The following is a 17,294-nucleotide window of genomic DNA, read 5'->3' on the forward strand; positions in this document are numbered from 1 at the left end:
GGGTGGGCATTCTGGTACTGGGTAATCACGGGCCTGGCGATCCTCATTTGGAGGCCATCCTGGCCAGCGAGGAACAGCTGCTGCGACAATTCGGCGTCGAGTCGGGAAGGCAATTGCTGACAGTGTGGCGGCACCCCGGTGACGAAACCATTGGTGTCTATGACAGTGCCGGTCAACTGCTGGCTGGGTCGCCGGTTCCGCGGCCAGCGTTTGAGCGAACGGTCATCAGCAAGGACGGTCTGGCCCTCTCGCTCAGATCCTCACAGCCCCTTGGCAAAGAAGGTGAGCAAGGGCCGGGGCGTTCGATCCCGCTGATCATCGGCACGGTGATGAGTGCGCTGTTCAGCGGGTATATGGCGTATTACCTGGCGTGGCCGTTGGCCTATCTCAGGCGGGCGATGAGCGATGTGGCCAAGGGGCGCTTCGAAACCCGGGTCAAACCGATGATGGGCGGGCGCCGCGATGAAATCGTCGATCTGGCCGGGGACTGTGACCGAATGGCCAACCAGCTGAAACTGCTGGTGGAGGCCCAGCAACACCTGTTGCATGACATCTCTCACGAACTTCGCTCACCGTTGACGCGCATGCAAGCTGCCATCGGGCTGTTGCAGCAAGAACCGGCCCGCCAGGAAATGGTGGAGCGCATCCAGCGCGAATCGGTGCGAATGGATACGTTGATCGAGGCGTTGTTGACCCTGGCGCGCATGCAGGGCCGGCCCGAGAGTATCGACCGCGAGCCACTCGACATCATCGAGTTGCTGGCGGTGATCGTCGAGGACGCTCAATTCGAGGCGGGAATGAAAGGTTGCCGGGTCAGTCTGCAGGCGTGCCCGGCCTTTGTCAGTCGGGTCAGCGGCGAGTTGCTGTATCGGTGTTTCGAGAACGTCATTCGCAACGCGGTGCGCCATACCAGACCGATGACGGCGGTTGTTGTGTCGGCTGAGGTCAATCTCGAAGCAGACTGCCTGAMGGTGCGGATTACCGATCAGGGGGCGGGTGTTGAAAACGAGAGGCTGCTGAGCATTTTCTACCCGTTCGAGCGTGGCTTGAGCGAGGCCAGTGCCGGTTTCGGCCTGGGCCTGGCGATCGCCTCAAGGGCCGTGGAAATGCATGGCGGCACGATTGTGGCGCGCAACGAGCCGTCCGCTGGGCTGACCGTGGAAATCAGCTTGCCCCGTCAGGCGTGATCTTTACACGATATTACATTGGCTTGACGGCTCTGTACGCCTCGCCTCAGTAGACTTCCCGCTCAAACTTACGCAGCGTTTGCTGATGTTTCAGTGTGGAGGTGGGCATGTTTCTGGTTCATAAAAAGGGCTTCGTTTCCGGCAAGAAAATGGTCGACGGGCTGGTGCCCTATGACTTCTTTTGTGAAGACAATCCGGCCATCAATCTGTTTGTGTTTACGGGTTCTACCGCGCAGGGCAAAACGGTCGAGGAGCAGACGCTCTGGGGCTTTACCCGACTGGAGCGTTTTGAGGCGTTGACCAGCACCCTGGTATCGAACAAAAAAAATGATGGCTGGTTTCAAACGGTCAATGTGCTCACCGGGCCTGCCCAGAACGGCACCCAAAGCGTGAAATTTCAGCGGGTGCTGAAGATCATCAAGCATGCCGCTGTATCGAGCCGTATCGCCGGCAAGGTGCAATACGAGATCCTCACGGATGACGGCGACACTTATTTCACCCGTCCGCCCGCGACAGCAGACAGCGCGCAAACCATCATCTATGTGGCAGAGCAATAACTCGTTAGTTAATAACCGCGAAGGTGTTTACTGGAAATACATCGCACCATACAATGAGAATCATTACTACTAACTCATTGAGTGCAACGTCTTGAGCCATCCCCACCTCTTTGCCCGCCGCAAGGTTTTCATCAAACACGCGCTGCCGACACTGTCCTGCGTGATGTTCGCCGGTCCTTTGTGGGCACAGGAACTGATTGAACTGCCGACCACGGATATTCAGGCGAGCCGCGTCAGTCAAGACACCAGCTACACCACCTCTCAAGCCAGCACCGCAAGCAAAAGCGATGTGCCGATCAAGGAGGAGGCGCAATCGGTCAATGTCGTAACCCGGCAAACCCTGGCCGACTATCAGGTGCGCTCGCTGGACGACGCGATGAAGTTCGTCAGCGGCGTCAGCCAGGGCAACACCCTGGGCGGTTCCCGGGACTCGTTGGTCAAGCGCGGTTTCGGCACCAACGATGACGGCTCGATCCTGCGCGATGGCGTGCGTTCCAACCTGGGGAAAAACTTCAGCGCCACGACGGATCGCATCGAAGTGCTCAAAGGGCCTGCGTCGATGCTGTACGGCGCGCTGGAACCCGGCGGGTTGATCAACGTGATCAGCAAGAAGCCTGAATACACCCAGAGCACGACCCTGAGTGGCTCGGCCTACAGCGAAGGCGGCGGCACCATGGCCGTGGACACCACCGGGCCGCTGGGCGATACCGGCCTGGCCTATCGCCTGATTGCCGAACGCGGCCACGAGGATTACTGGCGCAACTACGGCGTGAATGAAAGCACCCTGGTTGCACCGTCGCTGACCTGGACGGGCGAACGAGCCAGCCTGACCCTCAGCTACGAATACAACGATTACTCCAAACCCTTCGACCGTGGCACGGTGTTCACCAATGGTCATCCGGCGGACATCGACTACGACAAGCGCCTCGACGAAAAATGGGCCAAAAGCGTCGGTATCCGTGAATTGGCCACCGCGCGTTTCGAGTATCAGCTGAGTGACGACTGGAAAACCCGCGTTACCTACGGCTGGAACAACGACCGCTACAGCCTCTCGATTGCCCAGCCGAGTTCGTTGACCGGCAACAACCTGCGACGTGCTGCCAACGGCGCTCACTACGACGATGAAACCCGTTACGCCAGCTGGGATTTCATCGGCCAGCAGGAACTGTTCGGCCAGCGCCATGACTTGCTGATCGGCGCGGACACCGAAGCGTCCGACCAATTCCGTGGCAAAACCTACCGTAATACCGCGCAGTCAGGCTTCGACATCACCTCGCCGGTTTATGGTCGTCTGGCCGAGCCGAGCCTTGTCAGTGCCAGCCAAAGTGACCTGAGCAACCAGTTGAACTCCAGCTCCGTGTACTTCAAGGATAACTGGCACCTTGATGACCGCTGGATCCTGGTTCTCGGCGGTCGCCAGCAGCATTTCGATCAGTACAGCGATCAGGGCCGCGGCAGCAGCTACAAGGTCAACCGCGACGATAACGGCGATGCCTTCGTGCCGTTCCTGGGGCTGGTCTACAAAGCCACCGATAGCTTGTCGCTGTACGGTAACTACAGTCGTTCGTTCAAGCCCAATACCCAAGTCGACGATGCCGGCCATACCTTCGATCCGGAGGAGGGCCGCAGTTATGAGGTCGGCGCCAAGTACGATCCGCTGCCGGGGCTGAACATCAACCTGGCGCTGTTCGACATCGAGAAGAAAAACGTCGTGACCACCCAGACGGTCGGTGGCGTCAGCCTCTCGGAGGCGGCGGGCAAAGTCGGCTCACAGGGTCTGGAACTGGACATCACCGGGCGTGTGGCCGAGCGCTGGGACCTGATCGGCACCTACGCTTACACTCACACGGAAATCCTCGACGATCCGGATGACGAAGGTCACCGCCTCGCCGATGCGCCGAAGCACACCGCAAGCCTGTACCTTACCCATCACCTGAATGTGCCTACGGAGTTCGGGGCCTGGCATGCAGGCGGCGGTGCGCGTTATGTCGGCGAGCGTGCGGCCAACAATGCCAACGATTTCTGGCTGAGCAGCTACACCGTCGCCGATGCCTTCGTGCGCTGGGAGGCGCCGATGTTCGGGTACAAGACGTCGCTGCAGTTCAACGTCGACAACCTGTTCGACAAACAGTACTACCCGTCCTCCACCGGCAGCCAACTGGCGGTCAATGTCGGCGAGCCGCGCACGGCACGCCTCAGCGCCAGCGTGACGTTCTGATCGCACTGTCTTGATGTGCCGCCCCGTTCTGCCCGTGGAACGGGGCGGTAGCCTTCCTYCAACTCGACGACGCTTCAGGCGTCGGCGAGCTGAAACCGATAACCCACCCCATACAACGATTCAATCGGATGCTCCCCCGGGCAGGCTTGTTCGAGCTTGCGCCRCAGATTGCGGATATGGCTGTCGACCGTGCGGTCGGTGACCACCCGGTGATCGGAGTAGATCCGGTCGAGCAACTGATCCCGGGAAAACACCCGTCCCGGCGAGCGGGCGAGGGTGCTTAGCAGGCGCAATTCCAGTGGTGTCAGGTCCAGCGTTATGCCGTCGAGGGAGGCCAGGTACTGTTCTTCGTCAATCTGTAGACGCGGTGGTGCAGACGTCAAAAGCTGAGGGCTGCGTCGCAGGATGGCTTTGACCCTGGCTACCACTTCACGCGGGCTGAAGGGTTTGCAGATGTAGTCGTCGGCGCCCAGGTCCAGTCCGAGCAGGCGATCCACTTCCTCGACGCGGGCGGTGATCATGATGATCGGTACGGCACTGAAGCTGCGCAGTTCCTTGCACACTTGCAGGCCATCGCGTCCAGGCAGCATCAGGTCGAGCAGGATCAGCCGTGGCTCGCGGGCACGGACCGCCGGTACCACCTCCAGCCCGTTGTCCAGGCATTGGGTCGCATACCCAGCGGCGATCAGGTAGTCACGCATCAACGCGGCCAGCTTGGGCTCGTCTTCGACGATCAGGATCGAGTTGTCGTTGACCATGGTTCAGGCATTCCGTGGCAGGCGCAGGGTCAGCCAAAGGCCACCCAACGGGGAATGATCGGCACTGAGGCTGCCGCCGTGAGCGAGGGCGATGCTGTGACAGATCGCTAGCCCCAGACCGGCGCCACCGCTGGCGCGGTTGCGTGAGGTTTCGCCGCGGTAGAAGCGCTCGAACAGCCGCGGTAACTGATCCGCATCGACCCCGGGGCCGGAATCAAGGAAATCGATGCGTACGTCGTCGCCATCGCTGGCCGCACGAATACGCAGCACACCGCCTTCATCGGTATAGCGCACGGCGTTTTCCAGCAGATTGCCGAACAGTTGCTGCAAGCGCTTGGGGTCGGCTTCCACCCTTGGCGGCGCTGTCGGTAGTTCCAGCTCCAAGCGCAAGTGCCGGGCGTTGCAGCGCTCCTGGAACATCGCCACGCAACTTTGCAGCAGATCGTTGAGATCGCATTCGCTTTTACGGTAGGTCAGCGCGCCCACATCGGCCAGGGACAGTTCATACAGGTCATCCACCAGTTTGCTGAGCATGCCGACTTCGCCTTGCAGCGATTTCATCGACGACTGATCGAGGGTGCGCACACCGTCTTCGATCGCTTCCAGTTCACCTCGCAACACCGACAGCGGGGTGCGCAGTTCATGGGACACATCGGCCATGAACTCCCGGCGCATTTTTTCGTTGCGCTCCAGCGTATACGCAAGTTGATTGAAGTCGCGGGCCAACTGACCGACTTCGTCATTGGAGGACACCGCCACCCGGTTGCTGTACTCGCCTGCGGCCAATCGATGCGTGGCGGCGGCTACTCGCTTGACGGGGTCAAGCAAAGTGCGGGCGATCCACCAGGCGATCAGCATTGCCAGCAGCAACGAGAACACGCCCACGGCCAGACTGGTGCGCAACAGGTACAGGCGAAAGCGTTCACCGCCGGCTTCGGTCACGTTCTGGAACGGCGTTACCGCCAGCCAGCCGACGGTTTTACCGGCCACCTCGATCGGGCGCATCAGGGCGTCGTCGGCAATCGCCGAGTAGCCCATGACCAACTGCTTTTGCTGGTCCAACAGAGCGATGCGAAACACCGCGCCGGTCAGGTCAGACGTGGGCAGGGTCGGCTGCTGCGGGTTGGTGAAGTCTACGCCCGGCTCCGGTCGCATGAGTTCGAACCAGCGATCCGGCTGGTTGCGCAGAAATTCCCAACTGCCTTCGCGCTCATAGGCGCTGGCCAGGCGCGGCAGCACTGGGGTCATGCGCAACAGAGCCTGTTCGTTGAGGTAATCGAGAAAGCCTTTGCCGAAGCTCCAGCCGTTGGCCAGCCCCATGCTCAGGATGACAAACAGCACACTGGCCAGTACCGCGATAAACAGTTTGGTGGAGATACTCAGTTTCATGGGCTCGGGCAGGTCGGTGAATGGCCCGTCCATTTAGGCCCTGGCGCGACGAAGATTCAAGGGCGGCAGGCAATCTTCAATTTTCCTGCACATTTGCCTCGCAGTATGGCGTCTGGCTTCAGCCACCCCGTCTTGCAGAGGCATTTATGTCGACCAAAATTTTCGCCAAATCCCTGGTAACCGCCGCGGTTTTACTGTCCTTGATCATTCTGGTGGTGTTGAGCGGTTGCTCCCCCGGCGCATCCGCGCCCGTGGTCGAACCGGCCAAAGTGTCAGTGATCACGGTGCAACCTCAAAGCCAGGCGCTGACCACGGAGCTGGCCGGGCGCACTCAGGCGTTCATGATCGCCGAGATTCGCCCGCAGGTCGGCGGTATCGTCCAGCAGCGGCTGTTTGTCGAAGGTGCCGAGGTCAAGGCCGGACAGGCGCTGTATCAGCTGGACGCGTCCTCATACAAGGCTGCATTGGCTGAAGCACAGGCGACCCTCGCCAAAGCTCGCGCCACGTTGAAGTCGGCCCAGGCCACAGCCAGGCGTGATGCCCAGTTGGCGAAGATCGATGCCATCAGCCAGCAGGACAACGAGGATGCCCAGGCCAGTCTGCTGACCGCCGAGGCTGAACTGCAAGTGGCCCAGGCCGGCGTGGATACCGCGCGCATCAACCTGGCCTATACCCGCATCAGCTCGCCCGTCAGCGGGCGTATCGAAACTTCGACGGTCACCCCTGGCGCATTGGTGGTGGCCAATCAGGACAGCGCACTGACCACGGTGCAGCAACTGGACCCGATCTACGTGGATATCACGCAATCGACCACTGAGCTGTTGCGCCTCAAGCGAACCAATGGTGGGTCACCTCGGGCCTGACGGCGGGTGACCAGGTGATTGTCGAGGGCGGGCAGAAAGTCCGGGTCGGCGCCCCGGTGCTGGCGCAAAACCCGGGCACTCGCAGCCGCACGCGGCAATCGGCGCCGACTGCCATTGCGCAGGAGGGTTGAGCATGGCGCGGTTCTTTATCGATCGACCGATTTTTGCCTGGGTCATCGCCATTGTCATCATGCTCGCCGGCGCCTTGTCGATCAGCCAACTGCCGCTGGAACAGTACCCGGACATCGCGCCGCCAACGGTACGGATCTCCGCCACCTACACCGGCGCCTCGGCCGAGACCGTGGAAAACTCGGTGACGCAGGTCATCGAACAGCAGATGAAAGGGCTGGATAACCTGACCTACATGTCGGCCTCCAGCAGTTCGGCGGGCAGCGCCAGCATCAGCCTGACCTTTGCCGCCGGCACCTGGAAGCACAAAACACCGAGGTGTCCGCCGGCCAGCTCGGTGCCTTGCCAGCGGTGGCCGGGCAACAGTTGAACGCCACTATCAGTGCCCGCAGCAAGCTGCAAACCGCCGAAGAGTTTCGCAACGTGGTGGTCAAGTCCACCAGCAATGGAGCCGTGGTGCTGTTGGGCGATGTGGCGCGGGTCGAATTGGGCAGTGAAAGCTACGACGTGAGTTCTGCCCTCAACGGCAAACCCGCTGCCGCCATGGGCGTGCAGCTCGCCGCCGGGGCCAATGCCCTGAGCGTGGGTGAAGCGGTGAAGGCCAAACTTAAGGAACTGGAGCCTTTCTACCCTGCGCAAATGCAGCTCAAGAACGTGATCGCTTACGACACGACCCCCTTTGTCAGCCTGTCCATCGAAGAGGTGGTCAAGTCTCTGGGCGAAGCGATCGTGCTGGTGGTGCTGATCATGTTCCTGTTCCTGCAGAATCTGCGGGCCACGCTGATCCCGGCGATCACCGTGCCGGTGGTATTGCTGGGCACCTTCGGCGTGCTCGCGCTGTTCGGCTATTCAATCAATACCCTGACCATGTTCGCCATGGTCCTGGCTATCGGACTGCTGGTGGACGATGCCATCGTGGTGGTGGAGAACGTCGAGCGGGTGATGAGTGAGAAGGGACTTTCGGCGCTGGCGGCGACTCGCCAGTCCATGGCGGAAATCACCAGCGCGCTGATCGGCATCGCTCTGGTGCTCAGCGCCGTGTTTATTCCCATGGCATTTTTTGGCGGTTCCACCGGGATTATCTATCGGCAGTTTTCGGTGACCATCGTCTCGGCCATGCTCCTGTCGGTGTTGGTGGCGATGACCCTGACACCGGCCTTGTGTGCGACCTTGCTCAAGCCGTCCGATGCCCAGGGCCATGGTGCGCAAAGCGGCTTCTTCGGCTGGTTCAACCGCAGCTTCGAACGCAGCGCCTTGCGCTATCAACAATGGGTCGGCGGCATTCTGCAGCGTGGGCGTCGGAGCCTGCTGGTGTACGGGGTGATTTTGCTGGCGATGGGCGCTGGTTATGCCAGCCTGCCGACTTCGTTCTTACCGGACGAAGACCAAGGCATCCTCATGGCGCAGATCCAATTGCCGGTGGGCGCCACCGATAGCCGTACTCAGGCCGTCATGAAGCAGTTCGAGAGCTACATGCTCGAACAATCGGAAGTCGAGGCGCTGATCAGCATCAGCGGTTTGGGCATGGGTGGCAACAGCCAGAATACCGGCCGGGCTTTCATCAAACTCAAGGACTGGAGCGAGCGTTCAGGGAAAGGGCAGGACGCGGCTTCTATTGCCCAACGTGCAACCCTGGCGTTGGCGAGCATTAGCGATGCCAACGTGTTTGTCATGCAGCCGCCCRCTGTACGTGGCCTGGGGCAAAGTTCGGGTTTCGACCTGCAACTCAAAGACCTTGGCGGGCTGGGGCATGACGCCCTGGTCGCCGCGCGGGAGCAGTTCATCGAGTTGGCGAAGAAAGACCCGCGGCTGCTGGGAGTACGCAGCAATGGCCTGGACGATACACCGCAGCTCAAAGTCAGCATCGACGATCGCAAGGCCGGCGCCTTGAGCCTGAGCACCAGTGACATCAACAGCACCTTGTCCACCGCGTTGGGCGGCACTTACGTCAACGACTTCCTCAACCAGGGGCGGGTGAAGAAGGTCTACGTGCAGGGCGAGGCGTCGGCGCGGATGCAGGCGGCCGACCTGGAGCACTGGTTCGTGCGCAACAGCAAAGGTGAGATGGTGCCGTTTTCCTCGTTCGCCAGCAGCGCGTGGAGCTATGGCTCGCCGTTGCTGGAACGCTACAACGGCAACGCCTCGCTGGAGGTGGTCGGTGATCCGGCACCGGGGGTGAGCTCCGGGGTTGCGATGRATGCGGTGGAAGCGATCATCAAACAACTGCCCGAAGGCATCGGCTACGAGTGGACCGGGCAGTCATATCAACTGCGCGTGTCCGGCTCCCAGGCGCCGCTGCTGTACGGGATCTCGGTGTTGTTTGTGTTCCTCTGCCTGGCGGCGTTGTACGAGAGTTGGTCGGTGCCGTTTTCGGTAATGCTGGTGGTGCCGCTGGGGGTGGTCGGCGCGGTGCTGGCGACCCGCTTCAGTGGTTTGAGCAACGACGTGTACTTCCAGGTCGGGCTGTTGACCACGGTGGGACTGGCGGCGAAGAACGCGATTCTGATCGTTGAGTTTGCCAAGCACCTGCAAGAGCAGGGCAACAGCCTGCGGGACGCGACACTGACTGCCGTGCGCCAACGCCTGCGACCGATCCTGATGACGTCTTTGGCCTTCATGTTCGGCGTGTTGCCACTGGCATTGAGCTCCGGCGCCGGTTCTGCCGGGCGCCAGGCCATCGGCACTGGCGTGCTGGGGGGCATGTTCAGCGCCACCGTGCTGGGGATCTTCTTTGTGCCGCTGTTTTTCGTGCTGATCCGTCGTCGTTTCGGTCGCGTATCCACCGCAACAACCGCCAACCCAACCGCGCAGAAAGGTGATGCATGATCAAGTTTCATTGGCCCTTGTTGGCTGCTCTGGTGTTGCTCAGTGGTTGTGTCAATCTGGCGCCGCAGTATCAGCGCCCCGAAGCGCCGGTCGCCGGGCAATGGTTGCCGTCGACCAGCGTGGCCTCAGGCGATTCGGCGGCGGATATTCACTGGCAGCAGTTTTTTACCGACAGTCGCCTGGCGCGCTTACAGACCCTGGCGCTGACCAACAACCGTGATTTGCGTCTGGCCAGCCTGAACATCGAAAAGGCCCAGGCTCAATATCGCATTCAACGGGCGGCGGCGTTTCCCACCATCGATGCAGGAGTCAGCGGCACACATAGCCGCACGTCCAGCAGCGGCACGGCGAGCACCAGTCATGAGTACAGTGCGCAACTGGGGCTGAGCAGTTATGAACTGGATGTGTTCGGGCGGGTACAGAACCTTCAGGACGAAGCGCTGGAAGACTATCTGGCGCTGACCGAAACCCGGCGTAGCACCCAGATCAGCCTGGTGGCTGAAGTGGCCACGGCCTGGCTGACGCTGGCGGCGGACAACGAGCGTTTGCAACTGGCCCAGGAAACCCTGCGCAGCCAACAGGCAACCTACGAACTGACCCAACGCAGCCATGCCTTGGGTGGCTCTTCCGGCTTGGCCCTGGCCCAGGCGCAAACCACTGTGGAGTCGGCCCGAGGCGATGTGGCGGTCTACGCCAGTCAGATTCTCCAGGACCGCAATGCCTTGCGCTTGCTGGTCGGCAGTGATGTTCCCGATGAGCTGCTTCCCGGTGCGAGTTTGCAATCGGTCGCGCTGCTGGTGCAGGTGCCGGATGAGTTACCGTCCAGTCTGTTACAACGGCGCCCGGATGTGCTGGCCGCCGAACACACCCTCAAGTCGGCCAACATGGATATCGGCGCGGCGCGGGCGGCGTTCTTTCCGAGCATCAGCCTGACCGCCAATGCCGGTTCTGCAAGTTCGGCCTTGTCCGGCCTGTTCAAGTCCGGCAGCGGCGCCTGGACCTTCGCCCCGAGCGTCAGCCTGCCGATCTTCGATGCCGGCAGCAATCGCGCGACACTGGATGCGGCCAAGGTCGAGCGTGAAATTCAGGTGCAGACCTACCAGCAAACCTTGCAGACCGCCTTCAAAGAAGTGGCCGATGCCCTGGCGGTGCGCAGCACCCTGGACCAACGTCTGACGGCCCAGCAAGCCTTGACCGACGCCAGCCGTAAAAGCTTTGAACTGGCCGACGCGCTCTATCGCGGCGGCTCGCAAAGCTACCTCGAAGCGCTGGACGCCCAGCGTTCGTTGTACAGCGCCCAACAGGACCTGATCACCCTGCGTCTGGCCGAGCAGAGCAACCGGGTGACGTTGTACAAGGTAATGGGGGGCGGCTGGAATTAATGTTCGCGATCAGGCCCGCCCCCCTGGATCAGTGCCCGCCCACCACCATATGGCTAAACGGCGCCACATACGCCTGCAACGTCACCAGCCCGCCGACCAGAATCGCCAGCACCACGGAGTGGAAAAACACGTAGCGCAGGATTTCCCCTTCATGGCCGTACCAGCGGGTGGCGGTGGACGCGACCACGATCGACTGGGCGTCGACCATCTTGCCCATGACCCCGCCAGAACTGTTCGCGGCGGCCATCAGCACCGGGCTCAGGCCCAGTTGCTCGGAGGTCACCCGTTGCAAGCCGCCGAACAGCACGTTGGAGGCCGTGTCCGAGCCGGTCAGGGCCACGCCGAGCCAGCCGAGCAGGGTGCCGAACATCGGGTAGAAAATGCCCGTTGCGGCGAAGGCCAGGCCCATGGTGGCGTCGAGGCCCGAATAGCGGGTGAGAAAACCCAGGGCGAGCATCGCCACAATGGTGGTGAGCGAATAGCGCACTACCCACAGCGTTCGCAGGTAATGGTGCAGCAGTTGCGGGATTGAGTACCCCATCAGCAGCCCGCCGAGGATCGCCGCGAGCAAGATGCCGCTACCGGTGCTGGTGAACCAGGTGAACTTGTAGATCGCGTCCTCGGCTTTCGGTGCGGGCACCACCGGCGGGACCTTCTCGATCTGTTGATGAATCGTGGTGAAGGTCACGCTCGGGGCAAAGATCGGGTTGGCCTCGCGCATCGGTTTGCCCTGCGGATCAAGCTTGGCCGAGTGGGTTTGCGGATCCATGGCCGGGCGGGTATCGAACAAGTTTTTGAAGCCCTGGGTGCCCCAGGCGAAAACGAACACCGTGAGGATGATCCACGGCATCCAGGCGCGCATAACCGCGGGTTTTGCATCGCTGGCAAAGGTCGCGCTGGCGACGGGTTTCTGGTCATGCTCCTGGGCTATTTTGGAGTTGTCGACTCGCCCTGACAGGGCGGCCGAGGTATGCACCGTGGCTGGTTTCCAGACCCTGAGGAAACCAGTCAGGCAGGCCATGGAAATCAGTGCCGCGATGACGTCCACCAGCATTGGCCCGTGGTAGTTGGAGACGAGGAATTGCGGTATGGCGAAGCTGACGCCGGCAACCAGAATCGGCGGCCAGATTTCCAGCATCTTGCGCCATCCGGCGAAGGCCCAGATCAGCCAGAACGGCACGATCACCGAGAAGAACGGCAACTGCCGACCGACCATCATCGACAGCTCCATTTCATCCAGCCCGGTCACTTTGGCCAGGGTGATGACGGGCGTGCCCAGAGCACCGAACGCCACGGGCGCGGTATTGGCAATCAACGCCAGGCCAGACGCGGCCAGGGGTGAGAAACCCAGCCCGATCAAAATGGCCCCGGTTACCGCCACGGGAGTGCCGAAACCGGCGGCCCCTTCGAAGAAGGCACCGAAGCAGAAGGCAATCAGCAGCAATTGCAGACGTCGGTCGTCGGTGATGCGCGCCAGGGAGTCTTGCAGCACTTTGAACGAGCCGTTCTCGGTGGTCAGCCGATGCAGGAAAATAATGTTGAGCACGATCCAGCCAATCGGCAACAGACCGTTGGCGGCGCCGAACAGTGCGGCCGAGCCCGCCATGTTCGCGGGCATGCCGAAGGCGAAAATCGCGATCAGCAAGGCCGAACCCAGGGCCAACAACGCCGCCAGATGCGCCTTGATGTGGAAAAACGCCAGGGAAACCAGCATCACCACCACCGGCGTCGCCGCCATGAGGGTTGATAGCACCGGGTTACCGAAGGGGTCGTAGATTTGCTGCCAGACCATTTTCCACCTCTGCTTTTTATTGTGGGTAGCGCGGGGAAGGTGGCTTGAGTATAGGTGGCAATACGCTGCTGTCCTGGCGGGTGCTTGCCAGCCCTACGATGCGCGTTAGGTTTCTAGACCCTCCTGAAGCGTGCGCTCCTTTCGACCATCGCCACGATCGTTTCGAAGAGTTCGTCCTGTGCCTGCTCCGCGGTGATTTCTCCGGTCGCGGCGGCATGGGACAGCGCCTCGGCGGCACCGAGCATCGCCCGAAGACTCGCTGGCGCGATATCACCGGTGCCGGCGAAGGGGAGCAGGGCGTTGCGGCACTTGCCCATGAAGATCGCTTCGTACTCGCGCTTGATCTTTTCCAGCTCGGGCGAGCTCGTCAGCGCCGCGATCACACCCGGGATCTCGCGGCCCTGAAGCAGAACGCAGTCGACATAAGACGAGGCGATGACCATTGCCTTGCTGGCCAGTGTCGGTTCACTGGCTTCAAGCGCGGTATCCATGAGCGCGGTCTGACGTGCGTCGAACTCCTGATAGAGCACCGCCAGCAACCCGGGGCGGGTGGTGAAGTGATCGTAAACCACCGGTTTTGTGACCCCCGCCTGTTCGGCGAGCCGGCCAAGCGTCAACGCGTCCGTACCTTCCTCTCGAACGAGTTGCCAGGCGACATCCAGCAACTGGCGCAGGCGCTCCTCCCGCGACATCCGCCGGCGCGGTTGCGGATTGGAATCTTGCTCGGGTGTTTCGGTGCTTGACATGGCTATATACCAAAAGTAGCTTGCTGAGCGTAACTTACCAAGAGTATATAAGGCTCGTCTTTCACCCTCAATCACTCATTCCGTAGCAGGAGATTTTGTTATGCACGCGCTCATCGTTGTGGCTCACCATGACCCCCAATCGCTTACCCATAGCCTCGCGAGACACGTCGCTGAAGGAGTATCCGAGGCGGATGCCGACCACTCTTTCGAAATTGCGGACCTCTGGGCGCAAGGGTTCGATCCGAGATTCGGCGCGGCCGATCTCGCCGTCCATCACCGTGAAGCACCGCCGCCCGCCGATGTGGCCGCCGAGCAGGCGCGAATCGATCGCGCCGATGCACTGGTGCTGGTTTATCCGGTTTATTGGTGGTCGATGCCGGCGCTGCTCAAAGGCTGGATCGACCGTGTGTTCGCCAATGGCTGGGCGTTCGATTTCGCGGCGGATGCCAGGTTGGAGAAGAAGCTTCGCCATCTGCGGGTTCATCTGGTGGGTGTTGGCGGTGCCGACGCAGGAACCTATGCGCGCCACGGTTATGCCGACGCCATGAAGACGCAGATCGACCATGGGATCTTCGATTATTGCGGTGCTTGCGTGGTGACGTCCGAGTTGCTGCTCGAATCGGAAATCCAGGAACCGACGGTTCATCTGCAGGCTGCGCGCGCGATCGGTCGTGAGCTTTTCGCTGCCTCCGGACGCTGCGACGCGGAGCAGGATGTTCAGCGTTGCCGAGCGGTCAGCGCCGAGGCTTTTTGACAGGCAAAAAAAAGAGCCTCAAAGCTCTTTGATGGGGAGGAAGTAGAGCCGAGAGGCTCAAGATGCGCATGAAACAAGGGGTGGGCTTATTGGGGTTCAGTTCACCCACCACTTACGCAACGGCTTAAACCTCCAACCGCTGCGTACCACTATCGTAGGAAGCCGTGGTTTAGCACTCAAGTACCATTAGTCTGCTGCCCCTGGCCAACCAGCCCGGCGCAACGCCTTGAGCAAGGTGTCGGCGTCCAGACCGGGCACTGTATGACCGTTGCCTTCGGTGGTATTGGCAGCCAGCAGGGCATTGATGATCGCTTCTTCCACGGCTTCGGTAGCGGCGAGGAACAGTTCGCTGATGTGGTCGTTGTTGACCATGCTCAGGTGGTCGCAGGTGGGTGCGCCTTTGCCTTGATAAGCGGCCGGCGGCACGTGTTGATTACCGGTGGCGAAGGCCACGAAGATGTCGCCGCTGTGGTCTTCGTTGCCGCCGCCGGTGCGAGCCAGGCCGAGGCTGGCGCGTTGCGCGAGTCGGGTGCATTGGTGCGGCAGAAGAGGCGCATCGGTGGCCAGGCAGACGACGATCGAGCCCATGCCCGGATGAGGCAGGGAAGCTTTGAGGAAAGGCGAATCGGCCTGTTCCATATAACGTCCCACCGGGTAACCATCGACGCGCAACTCGTTGCGAATGCCGTGGTTGGCCTGGACGATCGCACCGACGGTCCAGCCTCCCTGCGCTGCATTCAGCCGCCGCGATGCGGTGCCGATCCCGCCCTTGAATTCATGACAGATCATCCCGCTGCCGCCGCCCACGGCGCCTTCGATGACCGGGCCGCCGACCGCTGTACGCAACGCTTCGGCTACATGTTCAGGACGTACATGAAAGCCGTTGATGTCGCTGAGCAAACCGTCGAATGTTTCCAGCACCACCGGCATGTTCCAGTAAAGACGCCCGTCGTCGGGCTGGTCCTGACGATCCAGCGCAATCAGCGCATCACGCACCACGCCCAGGCTGTGGGTGTTGGTGAAGGCGATCGGGCTGGTCAGCAGGCCGGCCTCACGAATCCACTCCAGCCCCGTGGCATCGCCATTGCCGTTGAGCACATGGACGCCGGCGAAGCACGGCTGTTGATTGGTGGAGCCGGCACGGGGCTCGATCAGGGTGACGCCGGTGTGAATGTCGCGGCCGTCAGCGGTTTGTCCTCGCACATTGCTGTGACCGACCCGTACGCCGGGCACATCGGTGATGGCATTGAGGGGGCCGGGTTGCAGTTGGCCAAACTGAATGTTCAGGTTGCGGGCACGTGGTTTCATTATTTCTCTCATCTTCAATTCGTTCAAAAAATGGGGCTTATCGACCGTTCCAGTAGCAGCCGCCGAACGCCGCGTTCGGCCGTAGCAGCTGTCGAGCCTGCGAGGCTGCGTTCGGCGGCGAAGCCGTCGTGAATCCGGCTGACGCGGTCGGCCTGACGCACCGCGAGTTCTGGTTAAAAATGCGTTGCGGCTTGGATCGCGAGGTTTACTGGCCGTTCTTCACCATGCTCCAGACGCGCGTGCGTACGCGCTCGGTCGCCTTCGGCAAGGGTTCCAGGGTGAACAGCTTGTCCATGGCCTCGGCCGGTGGGTAAACAGCAGGGTTGTTGCGGGTCGCCTCGGTCACCAGGCTGGTCGCGCTACGGTTGCCGTTGGGGTAGGACAGGTGGTCGCTGACCGGCGCGATGACGTCGGGGCGCATCAAGTAGTCGATGAACGCCACGCCTTGCTGCGGATGCGGGGCGTCCTTGAGCAGTACCAAGGTGTCGAACCACACCGGCGCACCTTCTTTCGGCAGGCTGTAGGCGATCTTCACGCCATTACCCGCCTGTTCGGCGTTGGCCTTGGCTTCCAGAATCGCGCCAGACCAGCCCACCGCCACGCAGATGTTGCCGTTGGCCAGGTCGCTGATGAATTTGGAGGAGTTGAAGTAGGCGATGTGCGGGCGCAATTTGAGCAGCAGCGCCTGGACTTTCTTGTAGTCCTCGGGGTCGGTGCTGTTGGGCGGCAGGCCCAGGTAATGCAGCGCGACCGGCAGCATCTCCGAAGGCGAGTCGAGCATGGCTACGCCGCAGTCGCCAAGCTTGGCCAGGTTCGCTTCGTTGAACACCAGTTCCCAGGAGTTCACTGGCGCCTTGTCGCCCAGCGCGGCACGGACCTTGTCGACGTTGTAGCCGATACCGTTCGTACCCCACAGATACGGCACAGCGTACTGGTTACCCGGATCGTTGTTGGCCAGTTTCGCCAACAGGTCGGTGTCCATGTTTTTGAAGCCGGGCATTTGCGCGCGAGGCAGTGGCGCCAGCGCACCGGCCTTGATCAGCGTCGGCAGGCTGAAGTTGCTGGCCACCACCACGTCATAACCGCTGCGGCTGGTCAGCAGTTTGCCTTCCAGGACTTCGGCGCTGTCGAAGGTGTCGTAAACCGGCTGGATCCCCGTGTCGCGCTTGAAGTCCTGCAAGGTGGTGGGGCCGATGTAGTCGTACCAGTTGTAGACGTGCACGGTGGGGTTGTCGGCGGCGACTGCCGACAGCGAAGCGCACAAGCAGGCGCTCAGTCCCAGGTTGATATGCGAACGGTGACAACTCATGATGCGGCACTCCTGGCCTGCTGCAGGCCGGTGATGATCAGGTGCTTGCAGCGTATCGGCAGGCGAGGTACTCACC

The 17,294-nt window shown here is 61.4% G+C and carries 11 protein-coding genes and 2 pseudogenes; 7 read left to right on the forward strand and 6 right to left on the reverse strand.

Features of this window, described 5'->3' with window-relative positions; translation table 11 throughout:
- The 3 genes from AC1DLB_RS04550 to AC1DLB_RS04560 all read left to right on the forward strand — a co-directional run.
- The coding region (locus tag AC1DLB_RS04550; protein ID WP_477784663.1) for a sensor histidine kinase at positions 1–1,187 on the forward strand (1,187 nt) is incomplete at its 5' end.
- A 107-nt stretch (positions 1,188–1,294) separates the two neighbouring features.
- Positions 1,295–1,744: a hypothetical protein gene (locus AC1DLB_RS04555; protein ID WP_258614447.1), complete on the forward strand. Its 450-nt coding sequence runs from the start codon at positions 1,295–1,297 to the stop codon at positions 1,742–1,744.
- A gap of 91 nt (positions 1,745–1,835) precedes the next feature.
- Positions 1,836–3,962 carry a TonB-dependent siderophore receptor gene (locus tag AC1DLB_RS04560; RefSeq protein WP_477743196.1) on the forward strand — a complete coding sequence of 709 codons (2,127 nt, stop codon included), beginning with the start codon at positions 1,836–1,838 and terminating at the stop codon, positions 3,960–3,962.
- A gap of 74 nt (positions 3,963–4,036) precedes the next feature.
- On the opposite strand, the gene AC1DLB_RS04565 is transcribed toward AC1DLB_RS04560, so the two are convergent.
- On the reverse strand, positions 4,037–4,720 hold the full coding sequence (locus AC1DLB_RS04565; protein WP_477784664.1) for a response regulator: 684 nt from the start codon (positions 4,718–4,720) through the stop codon (positions 4,037–4,039).
- 3 nt (positions 4,721–4,723) lie between these two features.
- Positions 4,724–6,142, reverse strand: coding sequence for a sensor histidine kinase efflux regulator BaeS (gene baeS / locus AC1DLB_RS04570; RefSeq protein ID WP_477743194.1), 1,419 nt, complete (start codon positions 6,140–6,142; stop codon positions 4,724–4,726).
- A 113-nt stretch (positions 6,143–6,255) separates the two neighbouring features.
- Between baeS and AC1DLB_RS04575 the strand changes: the two are divergent.
- The 3 genes and pseudogenes from AC1DLB_RS04575 to AC1DLB_RS04585 all read left to right on the forward strand — a co-directional run.
- Positions 6,256–6,945 (forward strand): annotated as a pseudogene (locus AC1DLB_RS04575) (efflux RND transporter periplasmic adaptor subunit); the annotation flags it as partial.
- 160 nt (positions 6,946–7,105) lie between these two features.
- Positions 7,106–9,927: pseudogene (locus AC1DLB_RS04580) on the forward strand (efflux RND transporter permease subunit).
- Positions 9,924–11,309 (forward strand): efflux transporter outer membrane subunit, encoded by a 1,386-nt coding sequence (locus AC1DLB_RS04585; RefSeq protein ID WP_086945607.1) that lies wholly within the window; start codon positions 9,924–9,926, stop codon positions 11,307–11,309. The pseudogene AC1DLB_RS04580 and the gene AC1DLB_RS04585 overlap by 4 nt, the downstream one beginning before the upstream one ends.
- A gap of 28 nt (positions 11,310–11,337) precedes the next feature.
- Here AC1DLB_RS04585 and AC1DLB_RS04590 read toward each other — a convergent pair whose 3' ends face one another.
- Both AC1DLB_RS04590 and AC1DLB_RS04595 read right to left on the reverse strand, forming a co-directional pair.
- Positions 11,338–13,101: an L-lactate permease gene (locus tag AC1DLB_RS04590; RefSeq protein ID WP_018928963.1), complete on the reverse strand. Its 1,764-nt coding sequence runs from the start codon at positions 13,099–13,101 to the stop codon at positions 11,338–11,340.
- Between the two features lie 113 nt (positions 13,102–13,214).
- Positions 13,215–13,847 carry a TetR/AcrR family transcriptional regulator gene (locus tag AC1DLB_RS04595; protein WP_477743191.1) on the reverse strand — a complete coding sequence of 211 codons (633 nt, stop codon included), beginning with the start codon at positions 13,845–13,847 and terminating at the stop codon, positions 13,215–13,217.
- A gap of 100 nt (positions 13,848–13,947) precedes the next feature.
- On the opposite strand from AC1DLB_RS04595, the gene AC1DLB_RS04600 reads away from it, so the two are divergent.
- Positions 13,948–14,601, forward strand: coding sequence for an NAD(P)H-dependent oxidoreductase (locus AC1DLB_RS04600; RefSeq protein WP_064617580.1), 654 nt, complete (start codon positions 13,948–13,950; stop codon positions 14,599–14,601).
- A 186-nt stretch (positions 14,602–14,787) separates the two neighbouring features.
- On the opposite strand, the gene AC1DLB_RS04605 is transcribed toward AC1DLB_RS04600, so the two are convergent.
- Both AC1DLB_RS04605 and AC1DLB_RS04610 read right to left on the reverse strand, forming a co-directional pair.
- Complete coding sequence (locus tag AC1DLB_RS04605) at positions 14,788–15,909, reverse strand: DmpA family aminopeptidase (RefSeq protein WP_064617582.1); 1,122 nt, start codon at positions 15,907–15,909, stop codon at positions 14,788–14,790.
- A 205-nt stretch (positions 15,910–16,114) separates the two neighbouring features.
- Positions 16,115–17,218, reverse strand: coding sequence for a polyamine ABC transporter substrate-binding protein (locus AC1DLB_RS04610; RefSeq protein ID WP_064617584.1), 1,104 nt, complete (start codon positions 17,216–17,218; stop codon positions 16,115–16,117).
- Positions 17,219–17,294 lie beyond the last annotated feature (76 nt).

Source organism: Pseudomonas sp. 05N434 (assembly GCF_056396965.1).

Bases quoted from the DNA above. Each gene is read 5' to 3' on its own strand.
- AC1DLB_RS04555 (WP_258614447.1), top strand. From the start codon at position 1,295: ATGTTTCTGGTTCATAAAAAGGGCTTCGTTTCCGGCAAGAAAATGGTC.
- baeS (WP_477743194.1), bottom strand. From the start codon at position 6,142: ATGGACGGGCCATTCACCGACCTGCCCGAGCCCATGAAACTGAGTATC.
- AC1DLB_RS04585 (WP_086945607.1), top strand. From the start codon at position 9,924: ATGATCAAGTTTCATTGGCCCTTGTTGGCTGCTCTGGTGTTGCTCAGT.
- AC1DLB_RS04590 (WP_018928963.1), bottom strand. From the start codon at position 13,101: ATGGTCTGGCAGCAAATCTACGACCCCTTCGGTAACCCGGTGCTATCA.
- AC1DLB_RS04595 (WP_477743191.1), bottom strand. From the start codon at position 13,847: ATGTCAAGCACCGAAACACCCGAGCAAGATTCCAATCCGCAACCGCGC.
- AC1DLB_RS04600 (WP_064617580.1), top strand. From the start codon at position 13,948: ATGCACGCGCTCATCGTTGTGGCTCACCATGACCCCCAATCGCTTACC.
- AC1DLB_RS04605 (WP_064617582.1), bottom strand. From the start codon at position 15,909: ATGAAACCACGTGCCCGCAACCTGAACATTCAGTTTGGCCAACTGCAA.
- AC1DLB_RS04610 (WP_064617584.1), bottom strand. From the start codon at position 17,218: ATGAGTTGTCACCGTTCGCATATCAACCTGGGACTGAGCGCCTGCTTG.